The following is a 15,248-nucleotide window of genomic DNA, read 5'->3' as shown; positions in this document are numbered from 1 at the left end:
CCTTTTCGGAGAGGGATTAGTGCGGTTCTGCCGTCATGACAAGACACGTATTTTGTCCGCCGAAGCCAAAAGAGCTGGAAAGCACGGCGGAGACGCTGGCTTCACGCTTCACATTGGGCACCACATCGAGCACGATGGCGGGATCGGGATTGTCATAGTTGATCGTCGGCGGGATGGTTCCCGTCCCGATGGTCAGCATCGAGAACACGGCTTCAATCGCACCGGCAGCCGTCAGCGTGTGGCCGATCATCGACTTGTTGGACGAGAGCGGCAGCGTGGAAATGCGCTCGCCGAAGACGGTCGAGAGCGCGAGATATTCCATCTTGTCGTTCTCGGGCGTCGAGGTGCCATGCGCGTTGATGTAGTTGATCGCGTCTTCCTTGATGCCCGCATCGTCAAGCGCGGCACGCACCGCGCCGATGGCCGGCGAGCCGTCGGGCTTCGACCGGGTGCGGTGGAAATCATCGGCCTTTTCGCCGCAACCGCGCATGATGCCGAGAATCTTGGCGCCGCGTGCAACGGCTGATTCCAGCGATTCCATCACCAGTGCGCCGGAGCCTTCGGCCATGACAAAACCATCACGATCCTTCGAGAAAGGTTTTGCCGCCTTGTGAGCCGGATTGTTCTGGGTGGATAGCGCCGACAGCAGGGAGAAGCGGACCAGCGCTTCGGCCGAAACCGAACCGTCCGTGCCAATGGACAGGACCCGGTCGCTCTCACCGCGCCGGATGGCCTCGACGCCGAGCTGAATGGCTGTGGCGCCCGATGCACAGGCGGTCGACAGGGTGATCGGCAGGCCGCGCGTGCCGAACGTGTCGGCAAGGCGCTCGGCGATGTAGCCGAATTCGGTGGTGTGGAACATGGCTTCCTGCGTTCCGCGGCGGCAGGCGGCGGGGAGCAGGGCATAGCCCGGCTCACCCTCGCTCTTCACCAGAGCGTCGAGCGCGAAGCGGTTGCGCCATTCCAGCTCCACCGGCGGCGCGGCGAGGAACAGGGGGCCGCCGAAATTCTCCGTGTCGAAACCGGCCTGTGCAATGGCTTCCTCGGCGGCAAGCGAGGCCAGTTTTTCCGACAGCGCCGACGCGCCTTCGTCGCTCTCCTTGAGGAAATCCACGGTACCGGCGATCTGCGTGCGCAGATTGTCGAGGGCAAAGCGGGTGATCGTGTGAATGCCCGATGTGCCCGAAGTCAGTGCGGCCCAGTTATCCTGCTTGCCCTGTCCGAGCGAGGAGACAACGCCAAGACCGGTGACGGCAACGAGCGGGCGGCCTAGATGGTCAGTATATTTTGACATATGCCAATCTCTCAAACTTTGACGAGGCGAGCGACGCCTTCGCCCCGGGTTGCGCCGATCGAGGTCGCCAGTGCCGTATCGAGACCGCTGGAAGCGGCCTTTTCATTTTTTGCATCGATGGGCGGGAACGCCGCGCCATGAAACAGGCTGAGGGCTGCGAGGCCGACGGCGAGCGGGAACTGTGCTTCGCGCAGATGCCCGATCCTGCCGGCAACGCCGCGCACAGCGGCGGAGGCGAACACATCGAGCGCCTGCTTTTCCGTTGCTGTGATGCCGTGTGCACCGGTTGCGCCGGATACAATCAGCCCGGCGGGCTTGTCGGCGCTGGCAGCACCAACCAGCTTGGCAATGGTTTCCTTCAGGTCTTCGCGCTTGCGGCGGATCTGCGCGCTGTAGATGCCGTCGATGGCCGCATAGACGCGGGCGCCGCGCTTGGCCGCATGGTCGGCGCTTTCGAGAACAAGGAATGCGCCGCCGGAACCGGTGATAACACCGCCACCTGCCGAGCCTTCGCGCTGCCAGAGCGGTGCCCAGCCATCGGATTTCAGCATGCCATTGAGCTCGTAGCCAAGCAGCATGTCGGGATGTTCGGAATTGTAGGAGCCGCCGACGAGCGCATGCGTGCTCTGGCCGGAGCGGATGCGGGCGGCAGCCGTATCGAGAGCGGAAATGCCGGCGCCTTCTTCGCCCATGAATGTGCGCGACGAGCCGGTCACTTTATGAACGATTGAAATATTGCCGGCGAGCAGATTGGACAACTGCGCCAGGAACAGCGTGGGGCGCAGTTCGGTCGTCAGCTTTTCATTGAGCATGGTGCCGAGATCGTTGCGCACGCGCGCTTCGGCCAGAATCTGGGTGTCGACGGTGACATCGCGCTCGCCGCCACCAGCGGCTACAACCATGTCCATGGTCGAGCAGAGCGCTTCGTCGTCCTTGATCCCGGCATCCTGCAGGGCGAGGCCGGCGGCATAGGTTCCCAGGCGCTGCCAGGTCTCCATCTGCCGCTGATCGCCGCGCTTCGGGATCTGGTTGTTCCAGTCGACCTCACCGAGCGGGTGAACCGTATAGGGCTTGAACGTCTCGCTATCGACGCGCGGACCGGCGGAACCGTTCAGTGCCTGCCAATGGGCATCGGCGCCTTCACCCAGGGATGAAATCAGTCCGATGCCAGTGATAACGACGGTGTTGTTCTGCATTGTCTCGCAACACCGCTTATACGGTGCACCCGGTTAGGTGGATGGTACCACTAGAATGGATTTCCAGAAATCAGGCCTTCTTGGCGGCGACGAGTTCGTCGATCTTGGCGCACAGGTTCTTCAACACGAAATATTCCTCGGTCGGGACCTTGCCGTCATTGACTTCCTGCGTCCACTGCTCGAGCGGGATCTTGATACCGAAGGCCTTGTCGATGGCAAAAACGATGTCGAGGAAGTCAAGGCTATCGATGCCGAGATCGTCAATCGTGTGGCTTTCCGGCGTGATGGAATCGCGGTCGATTTCACTGGTTTCAGCGATGATATCGGCGACCTTGTCGAATGTTGAGGTCAATTCAGTTTCCTTTTGCTTCCGGTGCCCTCGTAAAGGCACTGATGTCTGATGACGCGGTATCTAGCGTTTTTCACGGCCAAGGGAAAGACCGAATTGCCCTATCCCTTGTTACTCCAGCATATTCCGCCGTCAGTCGAAAATGATCCTGCCCGCAATATGAACCGTTTCACCCGCTTCGGGAGGCGAGACCACCACCGCTTCCGTCGGGCGAGGAACAATGCCGGTCAGTGCGGTTATATTGGCACGGTCGGTCATCATTACCAGATTGCCGGAACTTTTGAATTCCGCAATCATGGCGCGAATCTGGTCAATCTGCGATTGTTTCCCCGCGTCGTCATCCGCCAAAGGTCCAAGCGCGCTGACAATTTCCATGGGCGCTGCGCCGAAGGCCAGCCGGGCGGTTTCCTGCGCATTGCAGACGGGGCTGCTCAGAACCTTGTCGATTCGCACCGACTTTGCGGCAAAGCGGGCGCCGAGCTTCTGCGCCAGCTGGTGACCGCGGTCGGACAGCGTGCGGACCTGCGTGCAGTCGGTGGAAGTGTCTGTAGAGGGGCTCAAACTGCCCGACGCATCGGCGCCCTGCAGCAGGACGGTATAGCCGCCGCGCGTCAGCCTGGCCCAGGCCGCATCGGTCGCCAATGCCGTTGGAATGGATAGGAATACGCCCAGAACGAGCGAGAGTGCCGGAAGGACGTAAAATCGCGAATGCTTCAACATTCAATCTCCTTAGCAGCGCAGATGGGGTTTTGGCCAAAAAAAATAAAGTGAAGAACTTCGATTGCCTTGCGCAGGCACTGCCGCGGGCCTATTGCGGAGACAATGGGTCTCGTTCAAACAATCATCGTGGTTTTTGGAGTGATTGCCGTCGCTTATGCCGCGGCGCACTTCAAGCTGCTCGATGAACGCGTGGGCGACGGGCTTTCCGAATTTGTTTTCATGATTGCCGCTCCCTTGCTGCTGTTCCGCACCATGGTGACGGCGGATTTTCACGGTTCGGCCCCGTGGGGCCTGTGGGCCGCCTATTTCATCGGGCTTGCCGTCGCCTGGGCGCTGTCCGATCTGGCGATCAAGGTGATCTTTGGCCGGGATAATCGCGCCGGTGTCGTTGCCGGGGTTTCCGGCGCCTTTTCCAATCTCGTATTCCTCGGCATGCCGCTCATGCTCGGGGTCTATGGTCAGGACGGGTTTGCCATCCTGTCGCTGATCGTTGCCGTTCACATGCCGAGCGTCATGGCCGCCTCGATCACCCTGCACGAGATCGCGCTGCGGCGGGACGGCGTGTTCCAGGGAGAGGGGAGCCTGCGCACGGTCGTCGTGTCGTTTTTCCGCAGCCTCCTGCGCAATCCCTTCGTTCTCGGCATTCTGGCCGGGTGGCTGTGGCGCTCGACGGGCCTGCACCTGCCATCCGTCGTCGATTCCCTGGTGCAGCTCTTGGGGAGCGTCGCCGGACCGGTGGCGCTGTTCGCCATGGGCATGGGCTTGAAGAAGTTCGGCATATCCGGCCATCTCGCCGCGTCGCTGGTCATCGCGACGATCAAACTCTTCGTCATGCCTGCGGTTGTGCTGGGGGTCGCGCTGGCCATCGGCCTGCCGCCGTTCACCGCCAAGATCGCCGTGGTGTCGGCAGCACTGCCGGCAGGCGTGAATTCGTACCTCATAGCAACAAAATTCCGGACCGCCGAGGCCCTGGCTTCCAACTCGATGGTCATCGCGACGGCGCTGTCGGCGGTGACAATGGTGTTCTGGGTCACGATAGCGACCCACTTTTTCGGATAGGGGAAGGTTGTTGCAGCTTTGACGAAAAAGGAGCAGGGTGACGGCCACGGGCGCCATTCCGGGCTGCCTCTCACGGAACTCACAAAATCAGTGGACCAAACGCTCCGCCTTACATTTCAGGGAGAAACATGATGTTGCAGAAATCCAGCCAGTTCATGAAACAGGCCAATCTGATCAATGGCGAATGGGTGGCCGCAGATTCCGGCAAGACGATTGACGTCATCAACCCTGCAACCGGCCTGAAGATCGGCACCGTCCCCAATTCCGGCAAGGCGGAAACGCGGCGCGCCATCGACGCCGCCGCCGAAGCCTTCAAGACATGGCGCAAGACATCCGTGCTCGAACGCTCCAAGCTGATGCGCAAGCTGCACGATGCCATTCTCGACAATCAGGACGCGCTGGCCGAGCTTCTGACGCTGGAGCAGGGCAAGTCGCTGACCGAAGCCAAAGGCGAGATCGGCATGTCGGCCGCCTATATCCTCTGGTATGCGGAAGAGGCACGGCGCACCTATGGCGACGTGGTGCCATCCCCGTGGGCCGACCGGCGCATTCTCGTGACGAAAGAACCGCTCGGCGTCATCGGCGCGATCACGCCGTGGAATTTCCCATCCTCGATGCTTGCGCGCAAGATCGGTCCGGCGCTGGCGTCCGGCTGCACGGCCGTGGTCAAGCCGGCAACGCAGACACCCTATTCCGGCCTGGTGTGGGGCGCGCTGTGCGAAGAGGTCGGCATTCCCAAGGGTGTCGTGAACATTCTCACCGGTTCGGCCTCGGAAATCGGCGGCGAGATCACCAGCAATCCGCTGGTGCGCAAGATCACCTTCACCGGATCGACGGAAATCGGCAAGATCCTGATCAAGCAGGCGGCCGACACCGTGAAGAAGGTGTCGATGGAACTGGGCGGCAATGCGCCGTTCATCGTGTTCAACGATGCGGATCTGAACCGCGCCGTGGACGGTGCCATCGCGGCCAAATTCCGCAATTCCGGCCAGACCTGCGTGTGCACCAACCGTTTCCTCGTGCAGTCCGGCATCTACGACGCGTTTGTCGAGAAATTTGCGGCGGCCACGGACAAGCTGAAGGTCGGCAACGGTCTGGATGCGGGGACGCAGCAGGGACCGCTGATCGACGACAAGGCCGTTGCCAAGGTCGAGGAATTCATTGCGGACGCCAAGGAAAAGGGTGGCAGGATTGTCACCGGCGGCAAGCGCCATGCGCTCGGCGGCAGCTTCTTCGAACCGACGGTGATCGGCGATGCCACGCCCGACATGCTCTTCACCACGGAAGAGATTTTCGGCCCTGTCGCGCCCATCTACAAATTCGAGACGGAACAGGAAGCGATCGATCTGGCCAACAACACCCAGTTCGGCCTTGCCTCCTACTTCTACACGCAGGACCTTGGACGGGTGTTCCGGGTTTCGGAAGGCCTGAAATACGGCATGGTCGGCGTCAATGAAGGCATGATCACCACGGTGGAAGCACCGTTTGGCGGCCTGAAGGAATCCGGTCTCGGCAAGGAAGGCGGACATCAGGGTATCGAAGACTATCTCGACACCAAATATGTCTGCGTTGGCGGTCTGGGGCTGTAAGTTTGATGCATACGGAAATTTTCGGCCATACGCCCGATGGCGAGGCAGTTCACCGCATCACCATCTCGGGCGGCGGGCTGACCGCCAAAATCCTGACCTGGGGCGCAGTCATCCAGGATTTGCGCCTCAAGGATCACGATCACCCGCTGGTTCTCGGCTATCAGGACTTTGCCGACTATCCCGCGCATTCGCCCTATCTCGGGGCGACCATCGGGCGGACGGTCAACCGCATTCGCGATGGCGAACTCGTCATTGACGGCCAGACCTTTGCCCTGCAGCGCAATTTCCATGGCATCCACAACATCCATGGCGGCGATGCCGGGGCGGGACGGCGCACCTGGAACGTCGTGGCCGTCGGCCCCGATTATGTCACGCTGACGATCATGCTTGGCGACGGCGAGATGGGCTTTCCCGGCAATCTCACCATTACCTGCACCTATATGCTGGAATCCAAGGGGACGCTGGCCATCCGCCTCGATGCGGTGACGGACAAGCCGACGATCTGCAATCTGGCGCATCACAGCTATTTCAATCTCGATGATGGCGGCCTGACCGACGTGCTGGATCATCAGGTCAAGATCGGTGCCGAAGCTTACCTTGCCGTCAATGGCGACCTGCTTCCGGACGGGCGCGTCCTGCCTGTTGCGGGAACGGCGCATGATTTCCGCGAATACCGGACGATCCGGCAGGAAGAGGACGGCAAGCAGGTTGTCTATGACAACAATTTCTGCGTTTCCAGCCAGCGCCATCCCCTGCAATGGGTGGCATCCGCCAAGGGCGCGCGCAGCAACATCGAGATGCAGGTGCTGACCACGGAGCCGGGTGTGCAGTTCTACGCGGCCAATACGCTGGGCGGGCGACCGTCGCTCGGCCTGACGGGGCAGACCTATGCCGATTATGCCGGGTTCTGCTTTGAAGCGCAGAACTGGCCGGATTCGACGCATTTCCCTTACTTTCCGCAGTCGATCCTGCGTCCGGACGAGACATACAGCCAGATGACCCGCTACACCTTCAAGAAGCACAAGGTTTAGATCGTGGTGAGCTTGGCGAACCACGCATGACAGTGCCTGCCGCTTCTAGCGGCTGAATGCCTTGCGCGCTTCACCCATCGGCGCCAGCGCGCCATGGAACTCAACGACCCGCGCCGCGACCCGGTGGGCGCGGGCGGCGGCGTCAACGGGCTCAAGACCGGCCAGACGCGAAGCGATATAACCGCCATTGAAACTGTCGCCGGCCCCCGTCGTGTCCACGGCGTTGGCGCGGATAGCGGGGACGCGGCTTTGCCGGTCGTCCGCAACCACGAGCGCGGGGTCCGTGCCGTCCTTCACCACGATTTCCCGCACGCCATAGCTGGCGATGCGCGCGGCCGTTTCTTCGGGCGTGGCGTCGCCGAACAGGGCATTTTCATCGGGGAAGGTCGGCAGGGCGATGTCGGCGACGTGGTAGGCATCGATCAGCGCCTGTCTGGCCGTCTCGGCGTTTTCCCACAGGCGCGGCCGGTAATTGGCGTCGAAGGCGACGAGCGTGCCCTGACGGCGCGCATTGCTGACGGCGTTCAGCACGTTCTGGCGGCTCTTCGGGCTCAAGATACCCATGGTGATGCCGGAGAAATAGATGATCTTGCGCCCATCGAGGCTGAGCGCCAGGGCCTGCGGATCGTCGCCGAGATGGCGGGCGGCGGAATCGTTGCGCCAATAGGTGAAGGAGCGTTCGACACCCGTCAGCGTGATGGCATAAAGGCCTGGGCGTGCACCCGTGATAACCGGGCTATGGGCGGTGTTGATGCCGTTTTCCGCGAGGAACGCCCGCTGCTTGAGCGAGAACGGATCGTCGCCGAAGGCCGTGACGTAATCGACGGCAAAATCGGCGTCGGTGAGGGCGCGCACATACCAGCTGGTGTTGAGCGTATCGCCCGCAAATCCCATGCGCCACTGGTCGCCATTGGCTCCCGACAGCTCGATCATACACTCGCCGATGGCTGCAAACCCGCCCATGAAAACCTCCTCAACATGCATCCGGTGCGACTGATATACGAGTGCGATGCCGCTGTCATTCGGTAAAAATACCGGCTGTCATCAAGACTTAAACATGCGATGTTAGACGGCAAACGCATTTGCACGACACAGAAGGAGGTTGCGTTGTCCCGCGTCACGACAATTGATGAACTTGAGGCCATTTACGGCAATGGCGCGATAGCGGAAGCATCGACCGCCAAGGTGGCGGACCGCATCATTCCGGAATACCGGCAACTGATCGAAGGTTCGCCCTTTGTGGCGCTGGCAACGAGCGGGCCGGAGGGGCTCGATTGCTCGCCGCGCGGCGATCTGGCCGGGTTCATCCGCATCCATGACGAGCGGACGCTGATGATGCCCGACCGGCGTGGCAACAACCGCATCGATTCGCTGCGCAATATCGTGCGCGATCCGCGCGTCGCCCTGCTGTTCCTCATTCCCGGTCTCAACACGACTTTCCGTGTGAACGGCCGTGCGTTCATCGATACGGATCAGGCGCTGCTGGACAGCTTCATCATGGATGGCAAGGCGCCGCGCTCCGTTCTCGTCATGGAAGTCGAGGAAGCCTATTTCCAGTGCGCGCGGGCGCTCATCCGCTCGGAACTGTGGAACCCGGAGAAATTCCGCTCGCCGAATGAATTCCCGACACCGGGCCGGATGCTGGCGGCGCTGAGCGAAAACCGCGTGGGCGGTGAAACCTACGACAATGAATGGGCCGCACGCGCGGCCAAAACCATGTGGTAGACTGCATCAATCCAATGGAGGCGTTCGGTGAAACAGGTGAGTGCTTCCAATCCGGTGACCGGAGGTAGGAACTGGCTGCCGTTCCGCGCGCTTGCGGGATGGAGGCTGTCCGATCTCAACGGCGATATCATTGCCGGCCTGACGCTGGCGGCCATCGCCATCCCCGAACAGATGGCAACGGCACGCCTCGGCGGTTTTGCCCCCGAGATCGGTTTCTTTGCCTTCATTGCGGGTTCGCTGGCCTTTGCCATCTTCGGCGCCAGCCGCCATCTCTCCGCCGGGGCCGATTCGACCATCACGCCGATCTTTGCCGGCAGCCTCGCACTGCTGGCCACCAGTGGCTCGCCCGAATTCGGCCTGCTGGCTGCAGCACTCGGCCTGATTGTCGGGCTGATCGTTGTGGCAAGCGGCATCTTCCGGCTCGGCTGGATTGCCGATCTTCTGTCAGTGCCGGTCACGACGGGCTTTCTCGCCGGTATTTCCATCCACATCATCATCTCGCAATTGCCCGGCCTTCTGGGCATCGCCGCGCAGTCGGGCGATGTGTTTCAGCGTGTCTCGGCAACCATTGCCAGCGCCGGACAGATCAACCCGTACAGCGTTGCCATCGGGGCGGGTGTGTTCCTGATCGTGTTCCTGTCCGAGCGGATCAATGCGCGGATACCCGGCGCCCTGCTGGGGCTTGTCGTCTCCACCCTTGCGGTGGTGCTGCTCGGCCTGCAAAGCCGCGGCGTGACGGTTCTCGGCCCGCTTCCCAACAGCCTGCCGCATGTTGCCCTGCCGCAGATCGGTTTTGAGCAATTGCGCAGCCTGCTGCCCCTCGCATTGCTGGTCGCCGTGGTGGTAATGGTGCAAACGGCCGCCACGACACGGTCTTTCGTGTCCAGGAACGGCGCCGCGCCCGACGTCAACCGCGATTTTGTCGGCGTGGGGGCGGGCAGCATCCTGTCGGGGCTGTTTGGCGCCTTTCCGGTCAATGCCAGCCCGCCGCGCACGGCGATTGTCACGGAAACCGGCGGGACATCGCAGATCAGCGGCCTGATCGCAGCGGCAATTGTCCTGGCGCTGGTGGCGTTTGGCGGCCAGCTGCTGGCGAGCGTGCCGCATGCTGCCCTGGCGGGCATCCTGCTTTTCGTCGCCCAGAGGATCATCCGCTGGCCGACGATTATTGCCGTCTACCGGGAAGCGCGGGGCGAATTCGGCCTGATCCTCATCACCATGGCGGCGATCGTCGCCCTGCCCATCGAATCGGGGGTGACCATCGGCATCGGGCTGTCGCTGCTGCATGGCCTGTGGGCCGTGATGCGCGCCCGCCCCATCGAGTTCGAAAAAGTGCCCGGCAGTTCGATCTGGTGGCCGCCGAGCGCCGCCAGGGACGGCGAGAAGATACCCGGTGTGCTGGTCGTGGCGTTTCAGGCGCCGCTTTCCTTTGTCAACGCCGATGATTTCAAGCGCGGTCTGTGCAGCACCATCGATGCGAGCGGGCCGGCGCTCAACCTCGTTGTCCTCGAAGCCAGCAGCATTATCGAGATCGATTACACGGCATCGCAGGCCCTGACGGACGTGATAAACTACTGCCGGAACGCCGATGTGAAATTCGCCATAGCCCGGCTGGAATCGGTCCGGGCGCAGAATGCCCTGTCCCGGTTCGGGCTTATCGCCTTGCTCGGGCCGGGCAACATCTTTCACAGTGTCGATGATGCCATCCGAAAACTGGCACCAAGCGTAGGGGAATGATCATGCAGATATCCGGAACGAGAGAACCCATTGTAACGCCGGTTGCGATCAAGGATCTGCGGCCGACCCAGATCACCGTCGGCATGCGCGAAGTGGACGAAAAGCGCAAGAAATGGCGCCAGCAGAAGGGCGAGAAGGGCGGCAAGTTTCTCGGCGAACACATGATCCCCGTGGTGCTTGGACCGAACAGGCGCAATTACGTCATCGACCATCACCATCTTGCGCGCGCGCTGCACGAGGAGGGGGTGAAACACATTCTTGTCACTGTCGTCAGCGACCTGTCATCGCTGGAGAAGGATGCGTTCATGGTGGTTCTCGACAATCGCGGCTGGATGCATCCCTTTGATGCGGAGGGCAAACGCCGTGACTATGCGGCCATTCCCAAGGCGATCAAGGATCTTGACGACGATCCGTTCCGCAGCCTTGCGGGTGAACTGCGCCGTGCCGGCGGCTATGCCAAGGACACCACGCCGTTCAGCGAGTTCCTCTGGGCGGATTTTCTGCGGCGCCGGATAGGCCGCAAGACGGTGGAAGCCGATTTTGACGCTGCTCTCAACCGCGCCCTCAAGGAAGCCAAGGGCGATGCCGCCGGCTATCTGCCGGGCTGGTGCGGGTCGGTGACGGATTAGCTAGACCATCGACTTGCCGTCGATTGCGATCTCCATGCGGTCGGCGGCAAAGCGGCTTCTGGCATATTCAATGGGATGACCGTCCATATCGACATTGATCGCCGTCGAGACCAAAACGATGGCGCCCGGCGACAGGCGCAGGTGCCGCAAATCCTCCGCATCCGCATGGCGCGCGGCGATGATGGTCGATTTGCGCAGATAGTCGTCAATGCCGGCCGCCTTCAGGGCGGCGGTGATGGAACCTGACGCCCGGTAATCCTCGACGATATTGGGAACGCGCGCGATATCGAACCATACGGTTGCACAGGAGATCGGATTGCCGTCCGCCGTGTGCATGGAATCGATCCTGATCACCTGACCGCCTGTCATGCCGAGGGCCGAAGCCACTTCTTCGCTCGGGTCTTCGATGCTGTGGCCCAGCACGATACCTTTTGTCTCGCGCACCTGCGTCGACATGATTTCGGAAAACCGTGTCCGTTCGCCGATGCGATAAGTGAGCTTCCTGCTGTTGGCAACGAATGTGCCACGGCCCTGCTCGGCGCGCAGGACGCCTTCCTTGGTCAGGGCGGCAATGGCGCTGCGAATGGTGTGGCGGTTGACCGCGAATCGTTCGGCCAGCGTAACCTCCGGCGGCAGCCTGGCACCGCTCGGCATTTTGCCCGCCGTGATGTCGCCGCGAATCTGGTCGGCAATCTGCCGCCAGATGGCAACGCCGCTGTTGCGGGTGATGAATCGTGCGGATTTCACGTTTTGTCATGCTCCTGTCATTGACGGGATTTATAGGTGTGTTTATTGTCTAGTTGTATAGATAAATAGACAAATCTGAGCGAGATGTCAATGATCAAAGAAAATATACAGTCCACGGAAACCGGCAGCGCGCCGGATCTGCAGCGCAAGGCGGCCATGGCCCTGCTGGCGCAGGCCACCGCGCCTGAAATAGCGGCCCTGTGGGCCGGATGGGGCGACAAGCCCGAGGTAGAAACCCTGCGCGGCCCGGAAACCGGCCTCGTCATGCTGCGCGGCCGTATCGGCGGCGGCGGCGCGCCGTTCAACCTGGGCGAGGCGACCGTGACGCGCGCAACGGTGCGGCTCGGCAATGGTTCGGTCGGGCATGCCTATGCGCTTGGGCGTCACCGGGAAAAGGTGCAGCTCGCGGCGGTCTTTGATGCGCTCTGGCAGCAGCCGGAATGCCGCGAAGCGGTGGAACAGGTGGTGCTTGCGCCAATCGCTGATCGCCTTGAACGCAATCGCACGTTGAAGCACGCCGAGACGGCAGCCACCAAGGTCGACTTTTTCACAATGGTACGGGGTGACGACTGATGCGTTCCGACACACAAATCTTCGAAGGCGGTTTCAGCGACAGCGTGCTGAACGCGCAAACCGTCTTCCGGGCGCTGATGGATGCCATGGCCAATCCCGGCAGGATCGTGGAAGTGAGCGATCTTGCCGTGCCGCCTGCACCGCTTACGCCTCTCGCTGCGTCGATTGCCGCAACCCTGTTCGATCATGATGCAACGGTGTGGTGCGACCGGGCGATCTCGGGTTCGGCGGCATGCACGGGATGGCTGAAATTCCATACGGGTCTCGAACTGACCGGCGAACCGGCGGATGCGGATTTTGCCCTGATCAGCGATGTGGCAATGATGCCCTCGCTTGAATCCTTCTGTCGCGGCACGTCGGAATACCCTGATCGTTCGACGACGCTGATCCTGCAGATCGATGGTTTCGACGGCGCGGACACGCTCGTTCTCGAAGGGCCGGGGATCAAGGATTCCATGGCGTTCTCACCCAGCCAGCGGCCGAAAATGTTTATCGATCAATGGATCGCCAATCGCGCGGCCTTCCCGCGCGGTGTCGACCTGATCTTCGCCGGTAAGGGTGCGCTTGCCGCGCTGCCCCGCACCACGCGCATCAAGAAGACGGAGGCCTGAACCATGTATGTTGCAGTCAAGGGCGGCGAAGCCGCCATCCGGAATGCGCACAAGCTTCTGGCCGACCGGCGCCGCGGCGACCGGGATGTGGCACCCATCCAGCTCGATCAGATTGTCGAGCAGATGTCGCTGGCCGTCGACCGGGTCATGGCTGAAGGCTCGCTCTACGATCCTGAACTTGCGGCTCTGGCCATCAAGCAGGCACGCGGCGATCTGATCGAAGCAATTTTTCTCGTGCGTGCCTACCGGACCACATTGCCCCGTTTCGGCTATACCAAGGCGCTTGAAACGGCGCAGATGCAGATCGAACGGCGCATTTCCGCCACGTTCAAGGATCTTCCCGGCGGGCAGCTTTTGGGCCCGACATTCGATTACACCCACCGTCTGCTCGATCCTGAGCTTGCCGTGGATGCACCGATTGAAGCGCCAGACCAGCGCGACGAGCCGGAGGTTTTCACACCCCGGGTCACCGACATCCTCGGCCATGACGGCATGATCGAGGAAGATGGTGACCTGCCGGAAGGTGCAGTTGCCGGCGACTTGACCCGCGAACCGCTGACCTTTCCGCTGGAACGCGATCTGCGCCTGCAGGCGCTGGCACGCGGCGATGAAGGTTTTCTGCTCGGGCTCGCCTATTCGACGCAGCGCGGTTATGCCCGCAGCCATCCCTTTGTCGGTGAAATCCGCATCGGGGAGGTCGAGGTTGAACTTGAGGTGGCAGAGCTGGATTTTCCGCTGACGCTCGGCACCATCCGGGTCACCGAATGCCAGATGGTCAACCAGTTCAAGGGGTCGGCAAAGCAGCCGCCGCAGTTCACGCGCGGCTATGGCCTGGTGTTTGGCCAGAGCGAGCGCAAGGCCATGTCGATGTCGCTGTGCGACCGTGCCCTGCGGGCAAGGGAGCTGGGCGAAGATATCACCGCCACCGCGCAGGACGAGGAATTCGTCATTTCCCACAGTGACAACGTGCAGTCGACGGGCTTCGTCGAGCACCTGAAATTGCCGCACTACGTGGATTTCCAGGCCGAACTCGATCTGATCCGGCGCATGCGCGCCGAGCATGAGCGCAACCGGCTGGACGGCGTCGAAACCAAAGAGGCAGCAGAATGACCGATCTAGCGACCTATAATTTCGCCTATCTGGATGAACAGACCAAGCGGATGATCCGCCGCGCCATCCTGAAAGCCATTGCCATTCCGGGTTATCAGGTGCCGTTCGCCTCGCGCGAAATGCCGATGCCCTATGGCTGGGGCACCGGCGGCGTACAGGTGACCGCCGCCGTTCTTGGACCCGATGATACGTTGAAGGTGATCGACCAGGGCGCCGATGACACGACCAATGCCGTGTCGATCCGGGCCTTTTTCCAGAAAGTCGCCAATGTCCGGGTGACGACGAAAACAGCGGATGCGACGATCATCCAGACGCGCCACCGCATTCCCGAAGCACAGCTGCAGGCCGGGCAAATTCTCGTCTATCAGGTGCCGATCCCCGAGCCGTTGCGGTTTCTGGAGCCGCGCGAGACCGAAACCCGCAAGATGCATGCGCTGGAAGAATACGGCCTGATGCACGTCAAACTCTATGAGGACATTGCCCGCCACGGCCATATCGCCACCACCTATGCCTATCCGGTGAAGGTCGAGGGGCGTTATGTGATGGATCCGTCGCCGACGCCGAAGTTCGACAATCCGAAGATGCATATGTCTCCGGCATTGCAGCTTTTCGGGGCAGGGCGCGAAAAGCGCATCTATGCGGTTCCGCCTTATACGGAAGTCGTCAGTCTTGATTTCGAGGATCATCCCTTTGAAATCCAGACATTTTCCCAGCCTTGCGCCCTGTGCGGGGCAAAGGGCAGCTATCTGGACGAGGTCATTTTGGATGACAAGGGCGGCAGCATGTTTGTCTGTTCGGATACGGATTTTTGTGAAGACCGGCAGGCCAAGGGGCATCGCGGTGCGCTGGCGGCGGATACTGCGGAGGCAGCAGAATGA

Annotated in this window: 16 protein-coding genes; 10 read left to right on the top strand and 6 right to left on the bottom strand. The window is 61.5% G+C overall.

Annotated features, from left to right (window positions below; genetic code table 11):
• Positions 1-16 precede the first annotated feature (16 nt).
• The 4 genes from RDL77_RS08715 to RDL77_RS08700 all read right to left on the bottom strand — a co-directional run bounded on the left by RDL77_RS08715 (position 17) and on the right by RDL77_RS08700 (position 3,559).
• Complete coding sequence (locus RDL77_RS08715; protein WP_288192544.1) at positions 17-1,294, bottom strand: beta-ketoacyl-ACP synthase; 1,278 nt, start codon at positions 1,292-1,294, stop codon at positions 17-19.
• An 11-nt stretch (positions 1,295-1,305) separates the two neighbouring features.
• Complete coding sequence (locus RDL77_RS08710; RefSeq protein ID WP_288192543.1) at positions 1,306-2,490, bottom strand: beta-ketoacyl-ACP synthase; 1,185 nt, start codon at positions 2,488-2,490, stop codon at positions 1,306-1,308.
• A 70-nt stretch (positions 2,491-2,560) separates the two neighbouring features.
• Complete coding sequence (locus RDL77_RS08705; protein WP_105732333.1) at positions 2,561-2,842, bottom strand: acyl carrier protein; 282 nt, start codon at positions 2,840-2,842, stop codon at positions 2,561-2,563.
• 129 nt (positions 2,843-2,971) lie between these two features.
• Entirely contained in the window at positions 2,972-3,559 is a 588-nt protein-coding gene (locus RDL77_RS08700; protein ID WP_288192542.1) for a histidine phosphatase family protein, read from the bottom strand.
• Between the two features lie 102 nt (positions 3,560-3,661).
• Here RDL77_RS08700 and RDL77_RS08695 point away from each other — a divergent pair, with 102 nt between their 5' ends.
• From RDL77_RS08695 to RDL77_RS08685, 3 genes are all read left to right on the top strand, one after another.
• The gene (locus tag RDL77_RS08695; protein ID WP_288192541.1) at positions 3,662-4,618 is read left to right on the top strand and encodes an AEC family transporter; all 957 of its coding nucleotides are present in this window, start codon (positions 3,662-3,664) and stop codon (positions 4,616-4,618) included.
• 131 nt (positions 4,619-4,749) lie between these two features.
• A complete protein-coding gene (locus tag RDL77_RS08690) occupies positions 4,750-6,207 on the top strand; it encodes an NAD-dependent succinate-semialdehyde dehydrogenase (RefSeq protein ID WP_223612866.1) in 1,458 nt (485 codons plus the stop codon).
• A gap of 5 nt (positions 6,208-6,212) precedes the next feature.
• Positions 6,213-7,238, top strand: coding sequence for an aldose epimerase family protein (locus RDL77_RS08685; RefSeq protein ID WP_288192540.1), 1,026 nt, complete (start codon positions 6,213-6,215; stop codon positions 7,236-7,238).
• 45 nt (positions 7,239-7,283) lie between these two features.
• On the opposite strand, the gene RDL77_RS08680 is transcribed toward RDL77_RS08685, so the two are convergent.
• On the bottom strand, positions 7,284-8,201 hold the full coding sequence (locus tag RDL77_RS08680; RefSeq protein WP_223612868.1) for a sugar kinase: 918 nt from the start codon (positions 8,199-8,201) through the stop codon (positions 7,284-7,286).
• Between the two features lie 144 nt (positions 8,202-8,345).
• On the opposite strand from RDL77_RS08680, the gene RDL77_RS08675 reads away from it, so the two are divergent.
• The 3 genes from RDL77_RS08675 to RDL77_RS08665 are packed head-to-tail and all read left to right on the top strand — an operon-like array spanning position 8,346 to position 11,329.
• Entirely contained in the window at positions 8,346-8,963 is a 618-nt protein-coding gene (locus RDL77_RS08675) for a pyridoxamine 5'-phosphate oxidase family protein (RefSeq protein ID WP_288192539.1), read from the top strand.
• A gap of 36 nt (positions 8,964-8,999) precedes the next feature.
• Entirely contained in the window at positions 9,000-10,700 is a 1,701-nt protein-coding gene (locus RDL77_RS08670) for a SulP family inorganic anion transporter (RefSeq protein WP_374042693.1), read from the top strand.
• An 8-nt stretch (positions 10,701-10,708) separates the two neighbouring features.
• Complete coding sequence (locus tag RDL77_RS08665) at positions 10,709-11,329, top strand: ParB-like protein (RefSeq protein WP_223613472.1); 621 nt, start codon at positions 10,709-10,711, stop codon at positions 11,327-11,329.
• Here the strand turns inward: RDL77_RS08665 and phnF are convergent, their stop codons facing one another.
• Positions 11,330-12,076, bottom strand: coding sequence for a phosphonate metabolism transcriptional regulator PhnF (gene phnF, locus RDL77_RS08660; RefSeq protein ID WP_288192537.1), 747 nt, complete (start codon positions 12,074-12,076; stop codon positions 11,330-11,332).
• An 84-nt stretch (positions 12,077-12,160) separates the two neighbouring features.
• Here phnF and phnG point away from each other — a divergent pair, with 84 nt between their 5' ends.
• The 4 genes from phnG to RDL77_RS08640 are packed head-to-tail and all read left to right on the top strand — an operon-like array spanning position 12,161 to position 15,248.
• A complete protein-coding gene (phnG, locus tag RDL77_RS08655) occupies positions 12,161-12,649 on the top strand; it encodes a phosphonate C-P lyase system protein PhnG (RefSeq protein WP_288192536.1) in 489 nt (162 codons plus the stop codon).
• Positions 12,649-13,260: a phosphonate C-P lyase system protein PhnH gene (gene phnH, locus RDL77_RS08650; RefSeq protein WP_288192535.1), complete on the top strand. Its 612-nt coding sequence runs from the start codon at positions 12,649-12,651 to the stop codon at positions 13,258-13,260. Before phnG ends, phnH begins: the two co-directional genes overlap by 1 nt.
• A 3-nt stretch (positions 13,261-13,263) precedes the next feature.
• Positions 13,264-14,370: a carbon-phosphorus lyase complex subunit PhnI gene (locus RDL77_RS08645; RefSeq protein WP_288192534.1), complete on the top strand. Its 1,107-nt coding sequence runs from the start codon at positions 13,264-13,266 to the stop codon at positions 14,368-14,370.
• On the top strand, positions 14,367-15,248 hold the full coding sequence (locus tag RDL77_RS08640; RefSeq protein WP_182549213.1) for an alpha-D-ribose 1-methylphosphonate 5-phosphate C-P-lyase PhnJ: 882 nt from the start codon (positions 14,367-14,369) through the stop codon (positions 15,246-15,248). The genes RDL77_RS08645 and RDL77_RS08640 overlap by 4 nt, the downstream gene beginning before the upstream one ends.

Source organism: uncultured Phyllobacterium sp., from assembly GCF_902479695.1.
Lineage (GTDB): Bacteria > Pseudomonadota > Alphaproteobacteria > Rhizobiales > Rhizobiaceae > Phyllobacterium > Phyllobacterium calauticae.
The sequence above is the reverse complement of the archived record's forward strand: the minus strand, read 5'-3'. Positions and strand labels throughout refer to the sequence as shown.

Coding starts and splice junctions, on each gene's coding strand:
- RDL77_RS08715 (WP_288192544.1), bottom strand. CDS start 1,294: ATGTCAAAATATACTGACCATCTAGGCCGCCCGCTCGTTGCCGTCACC.
- RDL77_RS08710 (WP_288192543.1), bottom strand. CDS start 2,490: ATGCAGAACAACACCGTCGTTATCACTGGCATCGGACTGATTTCATCC.
- RDL77_RS08700 (WP_288192542.1), bottom strand. CDS start 3,559: ATGTTGAAGCATTCGCGATTTTACGTCCTTCCGGCACTCTCGCTCGTT.
- RDL77_RS08695 (WP_288192541.1), top strand. CDS start 3,662: ATGGGTCTCGTTCAAACAATCATCGTGGTTTTTGGAGTGATTGCCGTC.
- RDL77_RS08690 (WP_223612866.1), top strand. CDS start 4,750: ATGTTGCAGAAATCCAGCCAGTTCATGAAACAGGCCAATCTGATCAAT.
- RDL77_RS08685 (WP_288192540.1), top strand. CDS start 6,213: ATGCATACGGAAATTTTCGGCCATACGCCCGATGGCGAGGCAGTTCAC.
- RDL77_RS08680 (WP_223612868.1), bottom strand. CDS start 8,201: ATGGGCGGGTTTGCAGCCATCGGCGAGTGTATGATCGAGCTGTCGGGA.
- phnG (WP_288192536.1), top strand. CDS start 12,161: ATGTCAATGATCAAAGAAAATATACAGTCCACGGAAACCGGCAGCGCG.
- phnH (WP_288192535.1), top strand. CDS start 12,649: ATGCGTTCCGACACACAAATCTTCGAAGGCGGTTTCAGCGACAGCGTG.
- RDL77_RS08645 (WP_288192534.1), top strand. CDS start 13,264: ATGTATGTTGCAGTCAAGGGCGGCGAAGCCGCCATCCGGAATGCGCAC.
- RDL77_RS08640 (WP_182549213.1), top strand. CDS start 14,367: ATGACCGATCTAGCGACCTATAATTTCGCCTATCTGGATGAACAGACC.